Raw genomic sequence first — 21,309 nt, 5'->3', positions numbered from 1 at the left:
TGTGCGATATTTAGCCTACCACTTAGCGCTATTCCTGACCCTTAGGTTGGTTTAGACTGCTGCTGCTGAGTTACGAACACCAAACGTGGCGGTTTGTTCTCAGCCGTTTCTGTCGGCTTCGGAGGGATATCGCCAATCGCATCATCTGTCCCTGTATACACGAACGTCTTTTGTCCCTTGGGACCTGGCTTATTCGTCACGAATTGACGAATATTCTTGATGCGGGTTTCGGCGGCCGTGACACGATTGCTGCCAATTTGAAAAAGCGATGAAGCCGCGACTCCGAGAATACGTATGTTACGAACCGTTATATAGCTCCCTAAGTTATCCACACACATTGTGAAAGGTTCGGGAGGCTGAGGGATAGGGAAAGGCCGTTGGAAGAAAGGGTAAGCTGCGAAGCTGCCCTCATTCCCATAATAAATAGGTACTTCACGCTGTACAGCAAAAACGCGGTTCTGCAGAGCGGTATAAACATTATCCCCCGCATGCATCGTGCTTGATGAACCTATGCTATTGACATAAATGTTGCCAACAATTGATAGTCGAGCCATCGATTAACCCTCCGAAGCAAGTGGAACGAAAGGGGCTATAATGACCGATTCCGGTGGCGTGTCAAACATCGAGGACAAGGAGATGACCTCAGTATCCCCAATCAGGAAAACGGACGAACTGGATACCCCGACGATACGGACATCGCCAACACAGATTTGTTTATTTTCTACATGTAAATTAAACATCTTCAGCCCTTCTCTCCCTTAAGATAAGTGATCTAAGTGCAAGTAATTATTTCGGCAGACTGGATATGTAAGTCTCAATCGCGGTAAGGATGTCTTGCTTCGTTTTGTCCATAATGTTATTGGTTACAGCCTCCAAAGGTTCTTTGAACCCAACGCCGCGGTATTGATTCACATAATGCTGGATACGCGTATCCAGTTGCTTGCGAATATCTTCGATGATCAAATCTTTGTAATCCTCATCGAGTGGATGCTGATATTTATGTTCAAGGTTGTTAATATCGCCCTGCACGCCAAACTGCAAATACTGTTCAATGCCGCTAGCAACATCCGCTTGAATGTTTTTTCCTTGCTTTGCAGCTTCTCCACGGACTGCATCTTGACCCGCGCCGATCCCGCCACTTGGTCCTGTCCCCTGATATTGTCCACCCTGATAAAAAGGATTCATATCCATGGGAGCCATGCCGCCACCGTTATTTTCTTTGTTCAAGGAATTACCGTTCACACTGAGATCCTCAATTTGATCTATGGCGCTGGGACTGATTCCGATCGTGAGTGTCCCGTCTAGCTTTTCAACCTTAAGCTGATCAAAATTATATTCTATTTTATCAATGTGAATGCGCTTCTCGTCCTTCATGGCTTTCAGATCCGCCTGCAGCGTGTTTACGGTTTGTTCTAACTTATCGATGCGCTGTTTCTGCATGTCGAGACAGGCGGTGATCTGCTGGGCCCATTGCTGCCACGTGATCGCATTATTCATTCGAACGTGCACCTCCTTCCGGATGACTCCGATAGTCAAAGGACTGCCTGGCTAATCTTGAAGCGCCATGTATAAGGTTTGGATAGCGTTATCTCGGTGCCGGCAAAGGAACAAGGGCTACAGGATTAACCTCACTTGTTCCAAGCTCTGGAGCAGGCTCTACGAAACCGCCTGTATTGTACAGATTAGACAAGGAACGAATCGATCCCGCTGTGCCAATTTGGAGGACGGATGAGTTGGCGACAGAGTTTACTTTTAGCTGCTGAATCATAATGGTTTGATGGATGGTCCAGTTCATATTTCGTGGAACACCTCGCTCTAGGCTGACAATTGTCAGAGGATATTGCCGCTCGCATTCGCATCAATAAAGTCAGAATCGTTGGTGACCGTCGTACTGTAAGTATTATAGACACGCGGGAAATCCCCGGTATTAAATGAACCGGCTCCGGCGAAAGTCTTGGAGGAGCTAGTAGGTGAAATAATAAAGGAATCGCCGAAATGAACGACAGAACTGGAGCCGACACTAATAATTTTCACATTCCCGACGATAGCTGGCATAATCCGATCCCCCTTGCGTTATCACACCTACAGTATATGAGGTATCCGCCTAGAGGTGCTCTGAATTTTCGGGAGGGTGTCACATCGGAACGTAGGCACATATACTGTTAGCAAAATGAGGTGATAGGCTTGAGCGGATTTAATCGCCATCCTTGGCTGAAGTGGGAACAGGTCGAGAAGTTTCTTGGACAAAAGCTGCCGTTCGCCGAAAAAGGGCAGACCTTTCTAGATAATATGACGTGGGCTGAAGGATATGTACAGGACATGCTGAAAAAAGCGATGCCAGGCATGGATGCCAACATTTCATCCTCTGGAACCATCGGTACAGAAATTTTTGAAACGCATGAGCACGTCATTGTTAAGGTGAAAATTGCAAAGGAAGAAGACCCGAGAGCGCTCCAAGTGTTCGTCAAATCAAATCAAATTAAGCTGACAGGTTTTTCGAATGGTAAGAATCGTATCGTAAAAGTGCCAACGCTGGTGCTGCCGAGAACTGCCAATGCCACCTATAAGCAGCGAGTATTGGAGATCAAGATTCGCAAGCGCGGGTTGAAGGAGAGCTATCATGAGGCGTATATCCGGTACTAGTCACCGCGTAGTAACTGAAAGAACCCCTTAGGCCATATGGCTGAGGGGGTCTTTCGGTTTGATGGGGAGGAGCGACTTAGTTGGTGGAGCCATTCGCCCAGGCTGCTCAACAAGCCGAACAATCCCAACTCACGGAGCTCCTCCGCCACGCGCAGAGCAACCCAACACTCAATTAACTTTCCACCACACGCACCACACCAAACTTCCCATCAGCTCTCCGCCACAAGTAGCACGCTCACCTCGCGCGCCACTACCCCCTCCACAAATTAGATGTATTTCCTGTAGTTATTTCCGCAGAAAACAGGCCGAAAATGAAACTAAATGGATTATATGTAGCTAATTTCAGCGTTTCCTCACCTATTCGCCCAAGTAGCCAATATTAACGGGAGGAAATCCAGCTATTTTGTTTTATCACACAAAAAGAGCCGAATTAGATGGAGGTTTTCCATCTAATCCGCCCCTAATCTAGCTACTCTTCCCGCCATCTCGACTCCCCACCATCTGCAGCGCACCCAACTCTCAATTAACTCCCCACCGCACGCGTACGCACAACGTCTAATCAATTCCCTACCACACGCACCACATCACACCAAACTTCCCATCAGCTCCCCTCACCAGTAGTACATTTACCTCGCGCGCCACTCCCCCTCCACAAATTAGATGTATTTCCTGTAGTTATTTCCGCAAAAAACAAGCCGAAAATGAAAACAAATGGATTTTCTGCAGCTAATTTCAGCGTTTCCTCACCTGTTCGCCCAAATAGCCAATATTAACGGGAGGAAATCCAGCTATTTTGTTTTATCAAGCAAAAAGAGCCGAAATAGATGGAGGTTTTCCATCTAATCTGCCCCTAACCTAGCTACTCCTGCCACCATCTCGCTCCCCACCACAAGCAGCGTACCCGACTCCCAATTTATCTCCCCACCATCTACAGCGCACCCAACTCTCAAATAACTCCCCACTACACGCGTCCGCACAATGTCTAATCAACTCCCCACCACACGCGCTACACCAAACTTCCCATCAGCTCTCCGCCACATGTCCCACATTTACCTCGCGCGCCACTCCCCCTCCACAAATTAGATGTATTTCCTGTAGTTATTTCCGCAAAAAACAAGCCGGAAATGAAAACAAATGGATTATATGTAGCTAATTTCAGCGTTTTCTCACCTATTCGCCCAAATAGCCAATATTAACGGGAGGAAATCCAGCTATTTTGTTTTATCACGCAAAAAGAGCCGAAATAGATGGAGGTTTTCCATCTAAATCGACTCAAATCCACTTGCTTCAGCGCGCGAAACACATGTCTGCCTAAATCACCCTAACCGACTACAGCACGCGACGTGCTGTCATATAACGGGAAGACCACGTACCGCTGTTCATGTCGGTGATACGAACACCGCCAGCGCCGTAAGTTTGAAGGATCTTGTTATTACCCATGTAGATTGCAACGTGGTGAATCACACCTGGTTTGCCTGGGATAGAGTAGAACACCAAATCTCCGACACGCAGGTTGCTGCGAGATACATACTTACCTACATGAGATTGCTGTTGAGATGTACGCGGCAGGTTAACGCCTACTTTTTTAAATACATATTGTGTGAAGGAAGAGCAGTCAAAGTTACGTGTTTGACCTGCAGTGGCTCCGAATTTGTAAGGTGTTCCTAAATATCTTTTACCAATGGAAATGACTTGGCTGCCTCTGGAAGTTGATGTTGCTGAAGCTGTAAGCGCTGTAGCATTGGCTACTTCTGTTGACGCACTCATAGCTGCTTCTGCTTTACCTGGTGTAGCTGCTGCAGCTACGGATAATCCTATAGATACGGACAATGCCGTCACGACTAATTTTTTGTACCAAGTTTTTTGTGGGTTTTTCATAGGGAATGCCTCCTTAGAGTTTTTCGCGACCAAGCCTATTAGATAAGCTCTCGCTGCGTTATCTCAAGTAAACTTAATTCATATGGTTTCAATGAGTTTGCGATGTGGTTGTCCACCTGAGACTCAGTATACCAGATGAAAATTGCCCTATTATTTACCATGCAACCTTGTAATTCGTGCTATAACAGGGGGAAAGCCCAATTCTGAGAGAATGATGAGAATCCCCTTATAATGTTCTTATTGACAGGATTGTGGAAGCGTTACAATGGCCGTAGAGCCTACGCCTAGACTGCTTAGGAGCTCTATGGTTCCTTGATGTTTTTGCACAATATGCTGGGCAATAGCGAGTCCAAGACCTGCTCCTCCTTGCTTACGGTTCCTAGCTTTATCAGACCGATAGAAGCGGTCAAAGACATGGGGGAGATCCTCCTCAGCGATGCCAATGCCTTGATCCATGACCTTGATAATCACCTGTTTCTCTTGCAAACAGATGCGGATATCCACGATCTTCTGGCTATATTTTAAAGCGTTGTCTATTAAAATAATAAGCAATTGCTTGATCTGATAGGGATCCCCTGTCATCGGAAGTTCTTTCATATTGAGCTCGAGCTGTACGCGAATCTCACGGGAAGAAGTGACGCGGAGAGACGCGGCAGTTTGCTCAATCAGTGGGATAAGGTCGAATTCAGTATTCTGCTCACAGTTTGCACGGTTGGTATTCGTGAGTGAAAGCAGATTTTGCGTGAGCAGCTTCAGCTGGGCGGACTCAGAAACGATGGCCTCTAGTGCCTCTTCCCGCAATTGATCATTGCTGGAAGCCCATCTCCGTAAGAGACTTGCGTAGCTTTCAATAATCGTGAGCGGAGTTCGAAGCTCATGAGACGCATCGGCGAGGAATTGCTCCTGTTTACGAAACATATCTTGCAGCCTGTCAATCATGCGATTAAAGGTGTTGCCGAGCATCATCAGTTCATCATTGGCTTGGTTGGCAGGCAGTGTAATATGACGGAATGAACCGCTTTCCTCAATGTTTTGCATGGTAGCGATGAATTGTTTAAGCGGTCGAAACAGTACATTCGTATAAAAATAACCCCCAATCAGAGCCAATATGAGCGCACCAATGGAAGTCAGGACAAGAATCGAGATCAACATTTCGGAGTATGTGCCTAGCCTTCGCAGGCTGCGTCCTATTTCTAAGAGGGCAACTTGTTTCCCGTCCTTGAACACGGGTGTCCGCACGAATAATACGATGCCATCTGCATCGGTTAAAAGGGTCTCTGACGCCTTAGTCGAATAGCTTGCTGGGTAACTGGCCAGATTCGTATCGGAATAGATCTCATGTGCAACCTTCGAGTCTGGTGTAATATAGCGCAGCATTTCTTGTGGGATGAGCAGCTCATCCATTTGCATATTGTCTTTCCAGTACTCGGGATGGTTAGGTAGATCTTTCAGCAACAAAGCGCTGGCTTTATCCTTCAAAAGGTCAATCTCACCCTTCGTTGTCACGCGGATAAACATGTAATACACAAAAGTAAAGCTGAAGAACAGGATCACCATCAAACCGATCGATACCCACAACGTAATTTTAAGTCTTAAGCTCATACCGACTCCTGCCCATCGGAGGAGGGGGTGCCTTCTGAATCGGTCTTATCCGTCTTAATCAAATAGCCAATCCCGCGAATCGTCTGAATCAGCTTGGTGGTGAAAGGCTTGTCCACTTTCTGACGTAGATAACGAATATACACATCAACTACATTCGTATCCCCGATAAAATCATAGCCCCACACCTCGGTAATAATTTGCTCACGCGACATCACCTCGTTCTGATGCTGAATCAGAAAGCGCAGCAAATCAAACTCTGTTGGCGTCAGCTCAATCGCCGTGCCCTCACGCGACACGGCGCGGCTCTTCAAATCCATCGTAAGCTCATCGATTTTCAGCAAATGATCCTGTTCGGGCGCTTGCTCTTGCAGGCTCTTCTGGCGCAGCAGACTGCGAATGCGGGCTAACAGTTCCACCGTGGCAAAAGGCTTCGTGACATAGTCGTTGGCGCCCTGATCCAGCCCGCTGACGCGATCAGGGATGGCATCGCGCGCAGTCAGCAGAATGACAGGAAGAGAGGCATTGACCTGTCTAAGGCGCCTTAGAACCTCAAGTCCGTTGAGCTCTGGGAGCATAACGTCAAGAAGGATGAGATCCCATCCTTCTTCGCTCAAAGCGGCTTGAAGTCCAGTTCGCCCATCCCCACAAATAAGTACCTCATAGCCTTCATGCTCAAGCTCCAACTGCAGCACACGGGCAATACGTTCTTCATCTTCAATTAGCAAAATGCGGCTCATAGCGGCTCATATTCACTCCCAAAGCCACTGGATATAGGCAGCGGCATTCATTTGTATGGATTCGGCGTCCAGAAAATCTCTTCACATTTGATAAAAGATTGTAGAAATTCGGGCTCTACTTGAATCTGCGTACGATAAGCAAGCAGCGCCTGCCACTTGCAATAGGCTTGGGCCAACGTCAGTGGTCGGCGGATCGGCGGCGGCCAAGGTACGCTCAACGGAACGCGATGTCCCTCTACAAGGTGCGCTTCGAAAGGAAGCTCCGGAGTGATGCCGCGTGGCCATGGCCACTGAGATTCCGCACCGCTATGAATCAAATAGGTATAGACCGCACCTGTATACCCAGTTTGCAGGACGGCTTCCATGACGAAAGCATGAGCCGCCGCGTGGTCGAGATGGGTATCGGCAGCATCCGTGACATAAATCTCCTGAGGCTGTAGCATCGTGATCAATGCCTTCGTATCACCGAGGGCACAAGCCTTCCGATACGGTGCGGGGCAGCCGTAATACATCGAGTGAAAATCAGGCAAGAGCCCGCCGTAGGTTGCCTGCCGCTGCGTAAAACGCTGCTGAAAGGGCGGCATTGCGCCCGTAGTGGCATATACACGGCCCAGCCCAGCATCTGGATAGCCGAGGAACGTCAGATCCTGTGGGCGAAGCCCGATCATCGCCGCGGCTGTCAGAGCCTCTTGCTGACGTATACGCGCCAGCTCTAAGTAATGCGCTGGCCTTAGCTCCTCTGGCGGCTTGCCGAATAAGAGGGTAGCCGCTTCTGGGTAGCCGTCGCCATTCGTGAAGAAAACGACATGAACTCTCTTGCCGCAGGCAATGGCGTCCATGATCGTGCCTGCTGTCCCGAGTATTTCATCATCGGGATGTGGAGCAAATATAAGCAGATCAACCGGGTATATCTTCAAGCAGAATTCCTCCCACGATTACATTAATCAATGAGATTAATGTATGTGGGCAGAAGTGGAAGCGTGTTAACCCGACCTACTTCCAACCTGGGAATAAGGGTTTTGTAGGTTCTGGAAGACGGAATCCGCCGATAAAGGCGCATCCGATGCCCCAAGCTAAGATCATCCAGATGAGAAAGACAAACGCTTGTTTACGGTTCCCTTTTCCCTGTTTCGTCCAATAGGACATTTGCTGAATAGCAATGAGGATGGATGGAATCGTAAGAGCGGTCAATTTAATCCACATTATTGACTAATCTCATCCTCTCTTAAGTAATAAGGAGCGCCCTGAACACCAATTTGATAAATATTAGCGTCAACTTTGAATTGAACGTCGACTTCAGGGAAGATCGTATCCCAATCCTTCTCGATTTTTTTCCACAGCTTGGGATACTTCCTATAGACAGATTGGCCAAATCCGACATTGTCCGTCTTGTAGGTCGTTTGCAGGGTGTGAAAAAGCTCCTGATATATCTTCGTAACTTGCTCTTGGAAAGATCTATTAAGCTGCTCCATAATCGCCGGGTCACTTGGATCCAGCTTTGAGTGATTATCCATGATACGGCCAGTAGCGTGAATATTCACAATAAAATGCGGTTGCTCGCCGGAGACTTCTACTCGTTTCTTCGCAGTTAACTTAGTGAGCCGGATAGACAACTTATTTTTCTGTTCGGGGAGAGCAACCTCCACGTCGCCGAAAGGCTTTTTGCCTAATAGGCTCGTAAGCGCAACAGCTTGCATGTGGTCCACATAGCCTACCAAAGCGGTTTTATTAAACAAGGCAACGCTGTTCAATAAAATTTTATCATCTTTATCCTTGGAGAACGCAGCCGCAATGGGCTCAATACCGGTAGCAGCGGAGGAGGCATAGAAATTGCGAAGCATCGAAGGGACTACCATTTTTCGAACTATGATTTCACGCAAGGCTTCTTCCTTCGTGGCTTCTAAGGGGTACTGCGTCTCGACGAGACTTTTGGCATCGGTATCCCGAGCAATAACAAGATAGGTGCGCAAACGATTTTTGGGATTTCTTGCAATCAAATCTAGCAAGGGCGCCATGTTCTGCCGGGCTAAGGATTCTCCGACCATGAAGATCCTGCGGTGTGATGGCAATACATCTCTTGAAAGCTTGCGCTCTAGCTTCACGGTCATAGCCTCCATATTGTCGCCATAATCGACGAGCGGCATGTACGTCTTCTGTTGCGTGCCACCACTTGTGGTCAATTGGCCAGCACCAATCGATTTGGGAATTGCAACTTGAACATAGCCACGGTACTTGCCAGTATCCGCCATCAGATCAAATGCGGAAAGCTGAATGATGGCAATGTCATTAATTTCTTTGCGATCCCAGCACCCTGTCAGAAGGATCAGCATCATCGTATACGTCATAAGTTGACTCATTCGTCTCATCATTCGTGCCTCTTGGTATCTGCCTCTGGCGGAGTTGTAACCAGATCACGGTCAAGGATCCAATGCGGAGAACGGATTAGAAAATCCCGCAGTCCTTTTAATCGTAAAGGTCCAATCGGAGATAGGTAAGGAACGCCAACAGAGCGGATTCCCGTTAAATAGATGGCAAGCGTAAACAACCCCAGCAGGATTCCGACGAAGCCCAGCGTGCCAGCGAGCAAGAGCAGCAGCAAGCGCATGATCCGAATGGAGAAGGTCATGTTATAGCGCGGAATCATGAAGGAAGCGATTCCCGTCACGGAAACGACGATCACCATGGGGGTCGATACGATACCTGCTTGCACAACCGCTTGTCCGATAACGAGAGCGCCGACGATACTGACGGTTTGTCCCATGACGCGGGGTAAACGAAGTATCGCTTCCCGGAGTGCTTCAAATGTAATTTCCATGATGAGTGCCTCAACCATAGCAGGGAAAGGAGAGGCTTCACGGGCTCCTGCAACAGCAAGCAATAAATTCGTCGGCAGCATTTCAGGGTGAAAAGTTGTGATGGCCACATAGAGAGAAGGCAATAGAAGAGCCAGAATGATGGACAAAGAGCGAATAAACCGTATGAAGGTTGCACTGGTGAACATCAAGTAGTAGTCTTCGCTGGACTGAAAGGCCGACCAGAATTGAAAGGGAGCAATGAGCACGAATGGCGTATTGTTGGTGAAAATGGAGACTTTCCCTTCTAGGAGAGCACCTGCTACCACATCGGGTCTTTCTGTGTATTCCATGGTGGGGAAAATACTATAGGGATGATCCCGAATCATTTCTTCGATATAGCTGCTTTCCAATACAGCATCAATATGAATAGCGGATAGCCGCTTCATGATTTCATCGACAATTTCTTGATCCGCGATGCCGTCCAAATAAATGAGCCGTACTTCCGTTTGGCTGAGCACGCCGATTTGCCAGGTTTTGATCCGCATTTTGTCTGTTTTCAAACGACGTCGAAGTAAGGCAACATTCGTTTCCAAATGCTCTGTGAAGCCTTCCCTAGGGCCGCGGACACCTGATTCTGTTTCAGGTTGCTCAATATTACGATGTGGTAGGCAGGCCAGATTGGCTAATAGTACTTGCATTTCCCCTTGCTCGGCAATCATAACAAAGCCAATGAGCAGACTATCGATCAACGTTTCAAATAAATTGGTTTGTTTAACTTCAGGCGTCAGAAGGTGGGAGGATAGCGTTTCAGTTGTTGGCTGCGCCTCAGATAAGGGTTTGGTTATCTCGCGTTCAATCCGATCTGCGTCAACCAAGCCTGAGATGTAAGCAATAAGGGTAGAACGGATGTGCACAAAGACTAAATCTGGATCATGATCAAGCTGCTGATTGATATCAGTTTGCAGTTGAGCCACATCGATGGCCTCATCAACGGGTGTTTGTTGCATCCGATTCTCCCTCCTTAGCTCCCTACGCTGCGTTTTCTGAATACCCCGTTCAGGATGAAAATAACCAATGGGATTACGACGAATAAAGGGAGTTCGATAATCCAAGGAACAACCTTCAGGCCTACAAAAATATGGCTGGCAATGTTTTTGGCGGTGTAGATGGAAATAAACCAAATCAGCAAAGCGACTGGTATAATAACCGCGCGATGATTTTCCGTTTTCCACTGCAGGGTGATTGTCGTGCATGCCGCGTAGGCGTACAGAATGATTTTGAACAATCCGCCAGTAACGAAAGTTGTTACGACAAAGGGATCCAAATTGTCGATGAAATCGGCGATTCGGATCAACTGAAAGCTGGTGAGCAGCGGATAAAAAGAACGATAGAACAGATCCGGTCCTAGCGTACTAACGGCAATGAGATCAAGTAAGACGAAAACAGCGCCGACTAGAAGAGAGGAGTACAGCGCGGCCTTGCGAAACTTGCGAGGACTGACAGTCAATTTCCAGAATACGGCGAAGACGATAACTTCACCGAAGGTCGTTGTTAAGCCTAGCGGGAATACCGTTACACCAATACTTCGCCAGTCCGATGCCACTGGCAGCAGCCACGAGAAGTCAATGACATCCGAGAAGAAAAGCAGAATGAGTTGGACGCAGGTAAACAAAAATACGATGATAATGCTGAGTTCGGCTAACCGAGCAATGCGTTCAATTCCAGCATAACAAGCATAAGCAACCAATACGACAAGAAGCAGCATTAAGAATGGAGCTGGTGTACTTGGGAGTAGAAACGTGCTCATCAACTCGCCTAAATCCCTTAGAATGCGCCCCGATTCGTAAATAAAAGCAAAAATATAGAATGAGGTTAACAGGTGGCCTACGTACTTGCCGAAGGTTATTTGAAGCAGGGAAACTAAGGTTTCACCTGGATTACGTTCATAAATACGAGAAAACATCCATACGATGCCTATTCCAATGGTGGCGCTGAGTAGAGCAGCTAACCAAGCGTCCTGCTTAGCACCGCCGGCGAAGCCAAATACAATGGTTGTACCCAGCTGGAATAAAAACAACAGACAAAATGTTTGCCATGTCGAGAGCACTTGAATCACACAGAACCCCCCTGACGTGCTGATGATCTTACTATTTTCAAATTAGGGAAAAAATATCCTTCCTTGCCTTTAAACACCTGAAGTCATAAGGAATAGATAGTGAAATTGTCCATTAGCCTAGTCCACATGACCCGATGCCGACATAAAATAACTCCATAGACGTAATGAAGGAGTAGAACCTATGAGCATATCTCCCAAAAAGAAGGTGCGCATCAAAGTCAAACACAAGGTAGTGATTTTACTCCAAGATCGTGATGCTACTGCCAAAGTTTATGTGGAAATTCTTGGGGATCTAAAATCGCGGGAAGTTATGATGGAAGCCATAAAACGATTAGAAAATGGGTTAATCTATACGGATGAGAAATGTACAATGCTCATTGATAGTGATTATATCGAGGTGCTTCCGAGGAGGAGTCTTAGTCGTAGAGAAGGAGAGGACTTCATTTTCTTAATCGATCGGGCTTACGCAGAAAACTATGTCGTTTCGGCAAAAATTATCAAGTAATGGTTTCCATGTGGTGCAAAAAACCCCTAGTCGTTCAGTCAGGAGTTAATCTTTCCTGAACTGGCGAATAGGGGTTGTTGAGGTTACGTTGATTATTTCTTGCTTGCAGATGGGAATGTTTCTACGGAAGTTAAACGATCGTAGAAATCAGTGAAATTATTTCTTTCAGGTGAATCAAGCAATGCCATTGCTGTGCGAGGATGTTCGTCTAGTGCACCAACGATCATGTATGGAATGAGGTAGCCCCAATCCCATTTCTCGCGCATTCTGATCATGTGTTTCTCAATGATTTCAAGAACAGGACGTACATCGTAGCGTGCACCCTTGAGGTGGCTGAGCAACAATTCAGTCGTACAGTTACCAGCAGCGCGACCCATACCGTACACGGATGAATCCAAGAAAGTTACGCCTTTGGAAGCTCCTGTGATCGTGTTAGCGAAAGCAAGCTGCATGTTGTTGTGCATATGCAAGCCTAGCTCCTTCTCAGGAAGTAAGCGTTGGAATTTGGATACGAGGTAGTCAATATCTTTGCTGCCCATGCTGCCGTAAGAATCTACGACATAAACAACGTCAACTGCGCTTTTGTTGATTTCTTCAAAGGCTTCCGTTAACTCGTTCTCCATTACGTGGGAAAGCGCCATGATGTTTAGGGATGTTTCGTAACCCATGTCATGGAATTTCTGAACAAGCTCAAGACCTTTATCAACATCCTTGATGTAACAAGCAACGCGGATCAGGTCAAGTAAGCTGTCTTCACGAGGCAAAATATCTTTCTCATCCACACGTCCGATATCAACAAGAGCGGATAGTTTTGTATCTGTTTTTTTGGTGATAACATCACGCAAGAAGGATTCGTTTAGGAATCTCCAAGGGCCGGATGAGCCGCCTTTTAGTAACTTTTCTGAGTTTTTGTAACCAATTTCCATATATTCTACACCGGCAGCGCTCAAGCCGCGATACATATCTTGGACAAACTCCACGCTAAAATCCCAATCGTTAACTAAACCGCCGTCTCGAATCGTACAATCCAAAATCTTGTGTTGATGATGCTTTACCATACTCGCAAATACCCCTTTCGACAGCTCTTGTCGCCTTCTGATTTTGCTATATTATCACTTATGAACAGGTGGCTTGTCAATGCAAGCGTGGGCTTCCGTACAACTTTTCTAGGCAGGATATGGTAATATGGAAAAGACAAAAGTGATCACGCAAGGGGGATGCACGGAATGAATCGGAACGAATGGACATTAGCAAGAGAGGTTGCTGTAGGAGCAGCGGTGAAAGCGGGTGAATTGGCCAAGAAACGTTTCGGTGGTCAATTCATCCTTGCGCACAAAGATGAGCGTGGCGATCTTGTGACAGAGGTGGATGTGCAGGCGGATCGTCTGATCGTGGATGACATCCTAAGTGTGTTTCCGACTCATCGGATCTATAGTGAAGAAGCGGGTGAGGGTGGCGCAGCAAGTGATTGGGTGTGGCACGTGGATCCCTTGGATGGGACGAACAATTTCGCACTGGGCATCCCCTTGTACGGTGTTTCCATCTCTTTGAGTTATCAAGGTCGGATTGTACTGGGTGTCGTGCATGATTCAGCTATGGAGCTCACTTATGTGGCTGTTCAAGACGAAGGCGCTTGGCAAGGTGACAGGCGGCTGTTGGCAAGGCCTAACGGTGCGCTGAGGAAGTCTAGCCTTTCATGGATTCAAGGGCATGCCGTAACGAAGGACGATCAACGGGCCTTAGCGCTCCGACATCATCTGGAGTATTCGGTCAAAAGAGTGATGCGCGTATGGGCGCCTTCCATTGTGTGGGCGATGCTGGCCAGAGGGGATCTGCACGGGGTTGTTCTGTACAACTCCGAAGGGGAGGATCTCTATGCTGGCTTGCTGCTTGCGCAGGAGGCAGGTGTGAAAGTGACGGATTTCGCGGGGAATCCGGTAGCTTTACTCGGTGGCACGGCAGTCGTAGAGGAAGAGGTGACGGACGGAGCTATCTATCTGGTCGCCGCTGTACCGGCTTACCACGCCGAGCTGCTCCAGCTCGTTCAAGAGGCACTGATGAAGACGGTGAGATAGGTTTTCGAATAGGATAGGAACAATTGGTCAAACCTAAGGGCAGACTTTCCATTTGAGCTTATGCTTACGATGCTAGTTTTTCTGACGAAAAACTTTTAGAAGAAAGGGTGCTGTTAGATGAAGGACTTTGTTCCTATCTTTTTTGAATTCGATCAAACGCGAGATGCATTGCTGGCTTTAGACACATTAGAAGAGCTCGGCTACAAGCCGGAGCTGCTGGAAGGGGAGCGCGCATCACTGCACATACATCTAGATGCGCAGGAGATCACCTCGGCCATCGAGATTGCTCAGTCCCACGGCGGACGGCTCGTGGATCGGTCGCAGATGCAGTCCGAGCAGGCCACCTTCGCAATGGCGTATGACCTGGAGGGCTCTATCCGCATTCCGGCACATACCGTGAATGAGGATTGGCCCGACAGCTATGCCGCATCCGCGTTGGTTGCGGATCGCGATGCGGTACCGAGCGATGACGAGGCGGCTTTCGATCCTTCGGCGGATGATTACAATCACTTTAGCGCCGGTATTCGTATTTAACTGGCGTTGGTGGTTGGGGATGCGAAGCGTGACTGAGCGTGACTGAGCGCGGACCGAGCAGAAAATGAGCGTTAGCTGAGCAGGGACTGGGGACTGAGATAGAGAGCTCGAGGGTACGATCCTCGGGCTTTTTTGGTCTGGCCACTGTTGTTCTTCTAAGAATAGATGGATTTCCTACAGCTAATTGGGGAGTTTTTCCTCCAAAAACCAGAATAGATGGATTTCCTGAAGTTAAATTCAGAGGTTTTCGTCAGTATGACCAAATTCAGGGGAATTAAATGTACTTTTTCCATCTAAATCTCATATGGAAGGGGGTAGTTCCTTAAATAGCTGTACTTTTTCCAGTTAGTTATTTTGTGCTGTTTAACTCAAGGCAGCTCTACCTTAGACCGAGTAAGCCAATCGACTTTTACCAACTCGACAGAACGGAACCATACCTCAAACTAACTCACCTAAACTAAAATACACCTTCACCTTACCCTCAAACTGACCCAGCATGACGTAGAACACCGCACTCAAACTGACCCAGCGCAACAGACTAACTCAATACAACAAACCTCACTGATGCACAAACTAACTCATCTCCCCAACGCACCACAAGCTATCACATAACAACGTCTCCCCAACGCACCCACAAGCTATCACATAACAACGTCTCTCAGCGCACCCGCAAAACTATCTCATCACAACGTCCATCCAGCGCACCTGCAAACTATCTCATCACAACACCACTCACCAGCCTTAGCTCATCACCACGCTCCATCTGTATACTTACTCCAATAGTTGCTCCTCTTTTTCCAACATTATTTCATAAGGTGTTGAAAAGAATGTAACCTTTCACACCCTGCATACGTTTGGTGTAATAAGGAAGATATTTGAAAAAGGAGTGGTTCTCATGGGATGTAGGAGGAAGATCGTCATGACGGTGGTTATGGTCAGTTTGGTCAGCGTACTAGCAGGCTGCAGCGAGAAGATGGCCGTAAATGGGGGCACGAGCAGCTCGGAGCCAACGCCGCAACCAACCACAAGTGTCACTTCGTCGCCCTCTCCTGTGCCAACGACACCAATTGCGACGTCTACGCCGCAGGCAACTGCTAGCGTGAAGCCGTCTCCAGTTGCAACGCCTCCCAGCTTCTCGACAGCGGCAGATGCGAAGAAAGTCATCGAAGCCCGTGCCCAAGAAGTGATGGCCCTACTAAAGGAGAAGAATATATCGAAGCTTGCAGATCTCGTGCATCCGCAGAAAGGTGTACAATTCTCACCGTATTCCTATATTCATACAGCGACAGACATTCAAGTGCAAGGCAGCAATCTTGCTACGCTATGGGCTAGCTCAAGTCTCACGAATTGGGGAACTTTCGATGGGTCAGGCGACCCCATTGATCTTACGATGCCAAACTATTGGGCTAAATTTGTGTATAACGCTAACTTTGCGGCCGCACCACAGATTAGCTATAACACGCTTATTGGCAAAGGGAATATGATCAACAATGTATTCAGCGTGTATCCCACGTCTTCCTATATAACAGTTGAATACCATTTCCCTGGCTTCGATCCTCAGTATCAAGGTATGGATTGGACCAGCTTACGACTCGTTTTTGAATATACAGGATCACAGTGGTATGTGGTTGCTATCGTCCATGATCAGCATACGATGTAGATGATTGCTCGAACGAAAGGTAAAGATGAACGGCACCTGGAGGTGTGCGTTTGTCTTTTTTTGTTGGCACTACCTCGGTAATCACACAGACACCGATAAGAATAGGTGGTATAATTTCGGTGGGTGAGGAGTAGTGAATTTTAATGAAAAATTGGAAAATTAAACATAAACTTTTTACATTTATTTTAGGTGGAGTGCTGGCATCGAGTGGGTTGGCATGGCTCTTTGTTCAACAGTCACATCAGTTGTACGAGCAAATTATTTATCGAGAAGCTACAGACAAGTTTTATTTATTTTCTGAGAGGATGGAAGAAAAACTAAGGGAGATCGATAAGCTCTCGGTTTCAATTTTATCCGATCCCGACGTGCAAGCCGATTTGAAAAAGATGAAAATGTCTCCATCGACCTATGAAGCCTTTGATGCCGCGAACAAACTTAAGCGTAAGCTACTTACCTACCATCAGACGGATTTCTCCGTTTCTTCCATTACAATTCTAGATGTAAGCGGTAATTTGCTTAGTGCTGGGTTCAATGCCTCGAGCATCAATGATAGGAATAAAGAACGATATCGACAACTTGCGAACGAACAAAACGGGGCGAGTATTTGGGTTGGTGGAGAAGAGGATGAAGAAACGTTTTATACGGTTAGGGATATCCGGGAGATTGCAGATTTAAATCTTGAGCGTCTCGGCACATTGATGATCGGTATCCAGGCGTCGAAGGTGATGTATGCTTCAAGTGAGCGACATGGCAACTATGATTCCATGCTGATGGTAGCCTCTGGCGATCGCGTGCTGTTTACAAGTAATCGGGATTTGCCTTTACCTGCTGTCCGATTGAACGGCTCCAGTGTAGTTGAAATAGAAGGCAAAAACTATCTATCAGCGCAGTTTACATTAACGTATACTGGTTGGACATTTATTCATTTTATTCCGTATGATGCGGTATTCAGCCATGTTAAAATGATGAAAAACTGGCTGCTGGGTTTATATGTATTCCTAGCGATTGTGTTGTTGTGGCTTGGTATGCGCTTCTCGCTCAGTATGACGCGGCCGCTCGAAGCGCTAACGCATCGGATTAGTTCGGTTGAGAAAGGGAATTTTGCCTTAAGTGAACCCTTTAACCCAGTAAAGAGGGATGAATTTAGTATTTTAAATCGTAATTTCGATAAAATGACAGAGCGTCTTGATGCACTCATTAAAGAAAACTACGTGAAACAAATTCAACTCAAGGAAGCGGAATACGAGGCATTGAAATCCAAGGTAAATCCACATTTTCTATATAACACACTAGATTCTATTCATTGGATGGCTAAAGGCTACGGCCATGCGGATATTGCTCGAATGGTTAAAGCACTCGGCGATATGCTGCGCAACGCGATTAGGCAAAAGGAATTTGTTACGTTGCGTGAGGAATTGGCTCATTTACACAACTACATTATGATTCAACAAATCCGTTTTGAAGAGAGGTTGGTTTATTGTACGGACATAGAGGATAACACCCTCGACCTTCATCTGCCTTGGATGATTGTGCAGCCAATCGTGGAAAATTGCTTAAAGTACGGTGTTGACGCGGAAACGGGACGATGTGAGATAAGTTTAACCGTGCAGACGCAAGAGGATCGTCTCGTGTTGACTGTACAGGATAAGGGACCAGGCATTCATATGCAACTGGATAGAGGTGATTGTGTGACAGATCCTGCATCTGATCGTACAGGGATAGGTCTATCTAACATTAACGAGCGTATTCAATTATGGTTTGGTGAGGCTTATGGGATTGAAATGGAGCGGGGACATATACAGGGAGCAGTCATTCGTGTGGTGTTGCCGATATTGGTGAATATGCCAAGGGAAAAGAGAAGCCGGGGGTGAAACGATGAGCAGGAGTACTTACAAAATTTTATTAGTGGATGACGAAAGAATTATTCGTGAGGCCATAGCTAGAACGGTTGATTGGGAAGGGCTTGGACTTGAGTTGATTGGAACAGCGGCAGATGGGCTTCAAGCGTGGGAACAAATCGAGGCGTTGAGACCGGATATTATCCTGACGGATATTAAAATGCCGCGTCTTGACGGTCTGGAGCTCATCCGTCGGACGAAGGAGCAACAACCGGAGGCGCGATTCGCCGTGCTGTCGGGTTATGATGAATTCGATCTTGCTGTAGGGGCCATGAGCATGGGCGTGAAACATTATTTGCTCAAGCCATGTGACGAGCAGGAGATCGGACGGGCGCTAGGTGAACTCGTCCGTGAATTGGACGAAACGCGTCGCCGTGAACAACTGCTCGTTGCCGCTCGCAAGACGGATAATACAAGATTGTCAGAGCGCGAGCCACTTCTCGCTTTACTGCTTGAGGAGCCCTTAGCGGAGGATGCTGCTGAGCGTCTGCGCCTAACGATGCAGCTGCACCATCAGATGAAGCTTCGCCTCATCTTCGTGCAGTGGGAGAAGATCACCGCTTGTCAGGAGCTGCGCGTTCGTGAAATAGCCGCAGCGCAAAGCGGGGCTGGGCGGTCGCTTTTGCTAAGCGCCGTAGCAGGGAATCGACTGCTTGCGGCTGTGGAAGATGCGGGACTTGCTGAGGCCGTAGCAGCGGGGGCACGGCTGCGCGATGAGCTTCAGAGCCGCTGTCCAGGCTTGCAGCTCACGATGGCGGTCAGCGAAGCGGGGCCGCTGGACGGGCTATCGCAGTTGTACCAAGACGTGCAGACCTATGCGGCTTTCGCCTTTTATCTTGGCGCGGGGGGCATTGCCACGCGAGAGCTTGTGGAGCCACAGCGTGCAAGCAGCGCTGTACCTGAGGCAGCGAGCGGGGAATTAATCGCAGCCGCACTGCGTATTGGTGACGCAGAGGGGGCGCGCTACGAATTGGCAGCTTTCTTTCAGGCGCTTGCTGCGGCCCGTTGCGAACGTCACGCGTCGCTGAGCTTGTGTCTGCAACTGTTGACCACAGTGTTCAAGGAAGTACCTGTGGAGGAGTTGCAAGCCAAGATGGCCAGACTGCTGAGTCTGCCAACACTGGGTGATATTGAAACCTACGTTGCTTCCGAGATGGAACAATGGATAGAACGCTTCGGCGAGACTCAGAGCAATCGGGGGTCAGCCATTGTGCTGCGCATGAAGAGGTTGATTGCCTATCACTTAGCCAATGAGGATTTGTCACTGCAATGGCTGTCGCAACAACATATTTTCATGAACGCGGAGTATTTGGGGCGTTTGTTCCGCAAGGAGACAGGCGAGAAATTTTCACAGTATTTGACACGCCAGCGGATTGAGAAATCGAAGCAATTAATTGCGACGGAGACTGAAAGCAAAATGTATGAAATCGCCGCGCGTTCTGGCTTTGGTGGTGATCAACAGTATTTCGGCAATGTTTTCAAAAAGTATACGGGCTATTCGCCGCTTGAATATAGAAAGAGCTTAACAGAGAGGAATCAGTAGTACGCGTTGATTTCTCTCGGATTTTCACAAAAAAAGTATCGGTTTTTTCTATGTAGGTTTGATGAGAACAGGTATATACTCGATTTAATTCCTAGTATTCACATATGTTTTTACGTAAAAGAGAGGGGGGAGGAGATGACGAAGGACGGATTTATTCGGAATCGTCGGGAAGAAGAGATTGCGGACCGATCGGATCGATTGGCCGCGCGTTTCGCTGAGCGTTCCGCTCAGCATGACGCAGAGGGCAGCTTCCCCTTTGCCAATTTCGCGGACTTACGCGATGCAGGTTATTTGCGGCTGACACTGCCCCGGATTTATGGCGGGGAAGAGGCAACGCTTTACGAGCTTGTGCTTGCACAGGAGCGACTTGCGCGCGGTGATGGATCAACGGCACTCGCTGTAGGCTGGCATGTGGGGCAATTACTGCAGCTGCGCAACACGAATGCTTGGCCAGAGGCATTGTTTGAATGGTTTTGTAGAGAAACAGCCAACAATGGGACACTGATTAATCATTTGGCGTCGGAGCGGGCAACAGGGAGCCCAAGTCGTGGTGGAAGACCGGAAACAAAGGCAGTTGCCACGGAGAAGGGGTGGCTGCTGAGTGGGCGTAAGACGTATAGCACACTAAGCCCTATTCTCACGTGCTTTACAGTTTCGGCGGCGATTGAGGGGACAGAGGAAATCGGTGAGTTTTTCGTTCAAACCGGGCCGGGGGTTCGTGTGGAAGAAACATGGAATACCCTTGGCATGCGGGCGACAGGGAGTCATGATGTGGTGCTGGAGAATGTCTTCGTGCCAGATGAGAAATTAGTGAACCGCTCGGGATCACCGCGCAAGGAAAGGTTACCCGATGATGGTGGGTGGCTGCTGCACATACCTGCTTGTTATATCGGGATAGCCCATGCTGCCAGGGATTTTGCGATCCGTTTCGCGCTGAATCATCGGCCGAACAGCTTGACCGGACCGATTGCCGATCTGCCGAATATCAGGCGCCAAATCGGTGAAATGGAAGTCTCGCTGATGACAGCGCGTACCCTTCTGTATGCTGTTGCAGACCGTTGGGATCGAGAGCCGGATCAACGTGCATCCCTTAAACCGGAGCTTGGATTGGCCAAGTATGTGGCCACCAACCATGCGATCTCCATTGTTGATGCAGCGATGCGTATTGTTGGTGCAGCGAGTTTATCTCGTACACTGCCACTGGAGCGCATGTACCGCGACGTACGGGCAGGTCTGCACAATCCGCCGATGGATGATTCGGTAGTAAATGGGCTAGCGCAACGGGCGTTAAATGATTTCGTGTAGAGACAGGCGTAACAAAGT

22 protein-coding genes are annotated in these 21,309 nt (G+C 47.9%); 8 read left to right on the top strand and 14 right to left on the bottom strand.

Annotation, left to right across the window (positions count from 1 at the left end):
• Nucleotides 1–41: 41 nt before the first annotated feature.
• The 5 genes from GC096_RS20920 to GC096_RS20900 form a co-directional block, all read right to left on the bottom strand.
• Nucleotides 42–554, bottom strand: a complete 513-nt coding sequence (locus tag GC096_RS20920) for a spore germination protein GerPE (protein WP_171632877.1) — start codon at nt 552–554, stop codon at nt 42–44.
• Between the two features lie 3 nt (nt 555–557).
• Nucleotides 558–740 carry a spore germination protein GerPD gene (locus tag GC096_RS20915; RefSeq protein WP_056610730.1) on the bottom strand — a complete coding sequence of 61 codons (183 nt, stop codon included), beginning with the start codon at nt 738–740 and terminating at the stop codon, nt 558–560.
• Between the two features lie 46 nt (nt 741–786).
• Nucleotides 787–1,497: a spore germination protein GerPC gene (gerPC, locus tag GC096_RS20910; RefSeq protein ID WP_171632875.1), complete on the bottom strand. Its 711-nt coding sequence runs from the start codon at nt 1,495–1,497 to the stop codon at nt 787–789.
• Between the two features lie 88 nt (nt 1,498–1,585).
• A complete protein-coding gene (locus tag GC096_RS20905; RefSeq protein WP_171632874.1) occupies nt 1,586–1,795 on the bottom strand; it encodes a spore germination protein GerPB in 210 nt (69 codons plus the stop codon).
• Nucleotides 1,796–1,830: 35 nt separating this feature from the next.
• A complete protein-coding gene (locus GC096_RS20900; protein ID WP_056610720.1) occupies nt 1,831–2,055 on the bottom strand; it encodes a spore germination protein in 225 nt (74 codons plus the stop codon).
• A gap of 129 nt (nt 2,056–2,184) precedes the next feature.
• Here GC096_RS20900 and GC096_RS20895 point away from each other — a divergent pair, with 129 nt between their 5' ends.
• The gene (locus tag GC096_RS20895) at nt 2,185–2,643 is read left to right on the top strand and encodes an Hsp20/alpha crystallin family protein (RefSeq protein ID WP_171632872.1); all 459 of its coding nucleotides are present in this window, start codon (nt 2,185–2,187) and stop codon (nt 2,641–2,643) included.
• 1,329 nt (nt 2,644–3,972) lie between these two features.
• Here the strand turns inward: GC096_RS20895 and GC096_RS20890 are convergent.
• The 8 genes from GC096_RS20890 to GC096_RS20855 form a co-directional block, all read right to left on the bottom strand.
• The gene (locus GC096_RS20890) at nt 3,973–4,521 is read right to left on the bottom strand and encodes a C40 family peptidase (protein ID WP_171632870.1); all 549 of its coding nucleotides are present in this window, start codon (nt 4,519–4,521) and stop codon (nt 3,973–3,975) included.
• 237 nt (nt 4,522–4,758) lie between these two features.
• Entirely contained in the window at nt 4,759–6,123 is a 1,365-nt protein-coding gene (locus GC096_RS20885) for a sensor histidine kinase (protein ID WP_171632868.1), read from the bottom strand.
• Nucleotides 6,120–6,860: a response regulator transcription factor gene (locus GC096_RS20880; protein ID WP_171632867.1), complete on the bottom strand. Its 741-nt coding sequence runs from the start codon at nt 6,858–6,860 to the stop codon at nt 6,120–6,122. Before GC096_RS20880 ends, GC096_RS20885 begins: the two co-directional genes overlap by 4 nt.
• A 47-nt stretch (nt 6,861–6,907) precedes the next feature.
• Complete coding sequence (locus GC096_RS20875; RefSeq protein WP_171632865.1) at nt 6,908–7,777, bottom strand: PIG-L deacetylase family protein; 870 nt, start codon at nt 7,775–7,777, stop codon at nt 6,908–6,910.
• Between the two features lie 76 nt (nt 7,778–7,853).
• Entirely contained in the window at nt 7,854–8,063 is a 210-nt protein-coding gene (locus tag GC096_RS20870; protein WP_171632864.1) for a hypothetical protein, read from the bottom strand.
• Nucleotides 8,063–9,229: a Ger(x)C family spore germination protein gene (locus GC096_RS20865; RefSeq protein ID WP_171632862.1), complete on the bottom strand. Its 1,167-nt coding sequence runs from the start codon at nt 9,227–9,229 to the stop codon at nt 8,063–8,065. Before GC096_RS20865 ends, GC096_RS20870 begins: the two co-directional genes overlap by 1 nt.
• Nucleotides 9,226–10,662, bottom strand: coding sequence for a spore germination protein (locus GC096_RS20860; protein WP_171632861.1), 1,437 nt, complete (start codon nt 10,660–10,662; stop codon nt 9,226–9,228). Before GC096_RS20860 ends, GC096_RS20865 begins: the two co-directional genes overlap by 4 nt.
• A 14-nt stretch (nt 10,663–10,676) precedes the next feature.
• The gene (locus GC096_RS20855) at nt 10,677–11,771 is read right to left on the bottom strand and encodes a GerAB/ArcD/ProY family transporter (protein ID WP_171632859.1); all 1,095 of its coding nucleotides are present in this window, start codon (nt 11,769–11,771) and stop codon (nt 10,677–10,679) included.
• Nucleotides 11,772–11,952: 181 nt separating this feature from the next.
• On the opposite strand from GC096_RS20855, the gene GC096_RS20850 reads away from it, so the two are divergent.
• A complete protein-coding gene (locus tag GC096_RS20850) occupies nt 11,953–12,276 on the top strand; it encodes a hypothetical protein (protein WP_171632857.1) in 324 nt (107 codons plus the stop codon).
• A 92-nt stretch (nt 12,277–12,368) separates the two neighbouring features.
• Here GC096_RS20850 and GC096_RS20845 read toward each other — a convergent pair whose 3' ends face one another.
• On the bottom strand, nt 12,369–13,334 hold the full coding sequence (locus GC096_RS20845; RefSeq protein ID WP_171632855.1) for an aldolase catalytic domain-containing protein: 966 nt from the start codon (nt 13,332–13,334) through the stop codon (nt 12,369–12,371).
• A gap of 168 nt (nt 13,335–13,502) precedes the next feature.
• On the opposite strand from GC096_RS20845, the gene GC096_RS20840 reads away from it, so the two are divergent.
• From GC096_RS20840 to GC096_RS20815, 6 genes are all read left to right on the top strand, one after another.
• A complete protein-coding gene (locus tag GC096_RS20840) occupies nt 13,503–14,351 on the top strand; it encodes an inositol monophosphatase family protein (protein WP_171632854.1) in 849 nt (282 codons plus the stop codon).
• Nucleotides 14,352–14,468: 117 nt separating this feature from the next.
• On the top strand, nt 14,469–14,885 hold the full coding sequence (locus GC096_RS20835) for a hypothetical protein (protein WP_171632852.1): 417 nt from the start codon (nt 14,469–14,471) through the stop codon (nt 14,883–14,885).
• Between the two features lie 919 nt (nt 14,886–15,804).
• The gene (locus GC096_RS20830; protein WP_171632851.1) at nt 15,805–16,545 is read left to right on the top strand and encodes a hypothetical protein; all 741 of its coding nucleotides are present in this window, start codon (nt 15,805–15,807) and stop codon (nt 16,543–16,545) included.
• Nucleotides 16,546–16,688: 143 nt separating this feature from the next.
• A complete protein-coding gene (locus GC096_RS20825; protein ID WP_171632849.1) occupies nt 16,689–18,416 on the top strand; it encodes a sensor histidine kinase in 1,728 nt (575 codons plus the stop codon).
• Between the two features lie 4 nt (nt 18,417–18,420).
• A complete protein-coding gene (locus GC096_RS20820; protein ID WP_171632847.1) occupies nt 18,421–19,986 on the top strand; it encodes a response regulator in 1,566 nt (521 codons plus the stop codon).
• 135 nt (nt 19,987–20,121) lie between these two features.
• Nucleotides 20,122–21,291 (top strand): acyl-CoA dehydrogenase family protein, encoded by a 1,170-nt coding sequence (locus tag GC096_RS20815; protein WP_171632845.1) that lies wholly within the window; start codon nt 20,122–20,124, stop codon nt 21,289–21,291.
• The last annotated feature ends 18 nt before the right edge of the window (nt 21,292–21,309 follow it).

The sequence above is a fragment of the Paenibacillus plantarum genome (assembly GCF_013141695.1).
GTDB lineage: Bacteria > Bacillota > Bacilli > Paenibacillales > NBRC-103111 > Paenibacillus_E > Paenibacillus_E plantarum.
This window is presented reverse-complemented; position numbering and strand designations above follow the sequence as displayed.

Excerpts from the sequence above, each read along its gene's own strand:
- GC096_RS20920 (WP_171632877.1), bottom strand. The coding sequence starts at position 554 with ATGGCTCGACTATCAATTGTTGGCAACATTTATGTCAATAGCATAGGT.
- GC096_RS20915 (WP_056610730.1), bottom strand. The coding sequence starts at position 740 with ATGTTTAATTTACATGTAGAAAATAAACAAATCTGTGTTGGCGATGTC.
- gerPC (WP_171632875.1), bottom strand. The coding sequence starts at position 1,497 with ATGAATAATGCGATCACGTGGCAGCAATGGGCCCAGCAGATCACCGCC.
- GC096_RS20905 (WP_171632874.1), bottom strand. The coding sequence starts at position 1,795 with ATGAACTGGACCATCCATCAAACCATTATGATTCAGCAGCTAAAAGTA.
- GC096_RS20900 (WP_056610720.1), bottom strand. The coding sequence starts at position 2,055 with ATGCCAGCTATCGTCGGGAATGTGAAAATTATTAGTGTCGGCTCCAGT.
- GC096_RS20890 (WP_171632870.1), bottom strand. The coding sequence starts at position 4,521 with ATGAAAAACCCACAAAAAACTTGGTACAAAAAATTAGTCGTGACGGCA.
- GC096_RS20885 (WP_171632868.1), bottom strand. The coding sequence starts at position 6,123 with ATGAGCTTAAGACTTAAAATTACGTTGTGGGTATCGATCGGTTTGATG.
- GC096_RS20880 (WP_171632867.1), bottom strand. The coding sequence starts at position 6,860 with ATGAGCCGCATTTTGCTAATTGAAGATGAAGAACGTATTGCCCGTGTG.
- GC096_RS20870 (WP_171632864.1), bottom strand. The coding sequence starts at position 8,063 with ATGTGGATTAAATTGACCGCTCTTACGATTCCATCCATCCTCATTGCT.
- GC096_RS20865 (WP_171632862.1), bottom strand. The coding sequence starts at position 9,229 with ATGATGAGACGAATGAGTCAACTTATGACGTATACGATGATGCTGATC.
- GC096_RS20860 (WP_171632861.1), bottom strand. The coding sequence starts at position 10,662 with ATGCAACAAACACCCGTTGATGAGGCCATCGATGTGGCTCAACTGCAA.
- GC096_RS20850 (WP_171632857.1), top strand. The coding sequence starts at position 11,953 with ATGAGCATATCTCCCAAAAAGAAGGTGCGCATCAAAGTCAAACACAAG.
- GC096_RS20845 (WP_171632855.1), bottom strand. The coding sequence starts at position 13,334 with ATGGTAAAGCATCATCAACACAAGATTTTGGATTGTACGATTCGAGAC.
- GC096_RS20840 (WP_171632854.1), top strand. The coding sequence starts at position 13,503 with ATGAATCGGAACGAATGGACATTAGCAAGAGAGGTTGCTGTAGGAGCA.
- GC096_RS20835 (WP_171632852.1), top strand. The coding sequence starts at position 14,469 with ATGAAGGACTTTGTTCCTATCTTTTTTGAATTCGATCAAACGCGAGAT.
- GC096_RS20830 (WP_171632851.1), top strand. The coding sequence starts at position 15,805 with ATGACGGTGGTTATGGTCAGTTTGGTCAGCGTACTAGCAGGCTGCAGC.
- GC096_RS20825 (WP_171632849.1), top strand. The coding sequence starts at position 16,689 with ATGAAAAATTGGAAAATTAAACATAAACTTTTTACATTTATTTTAGGT.
- GC096_RS20820 (WP_171632847.1), top strand. The coding sequence starts at position 18,421 with ATGAGCAGGAGTACTTACAAAATTTTATTAGTGGATGACGAAAGAATT.
- GC096_RS20815 (WP_171632845.1), top strand. The coding sequence starts at position 20,122 with ATGACGAAGGACGGATTTATTCGGAATCGTCGGGAAGAAGAGATTGCG.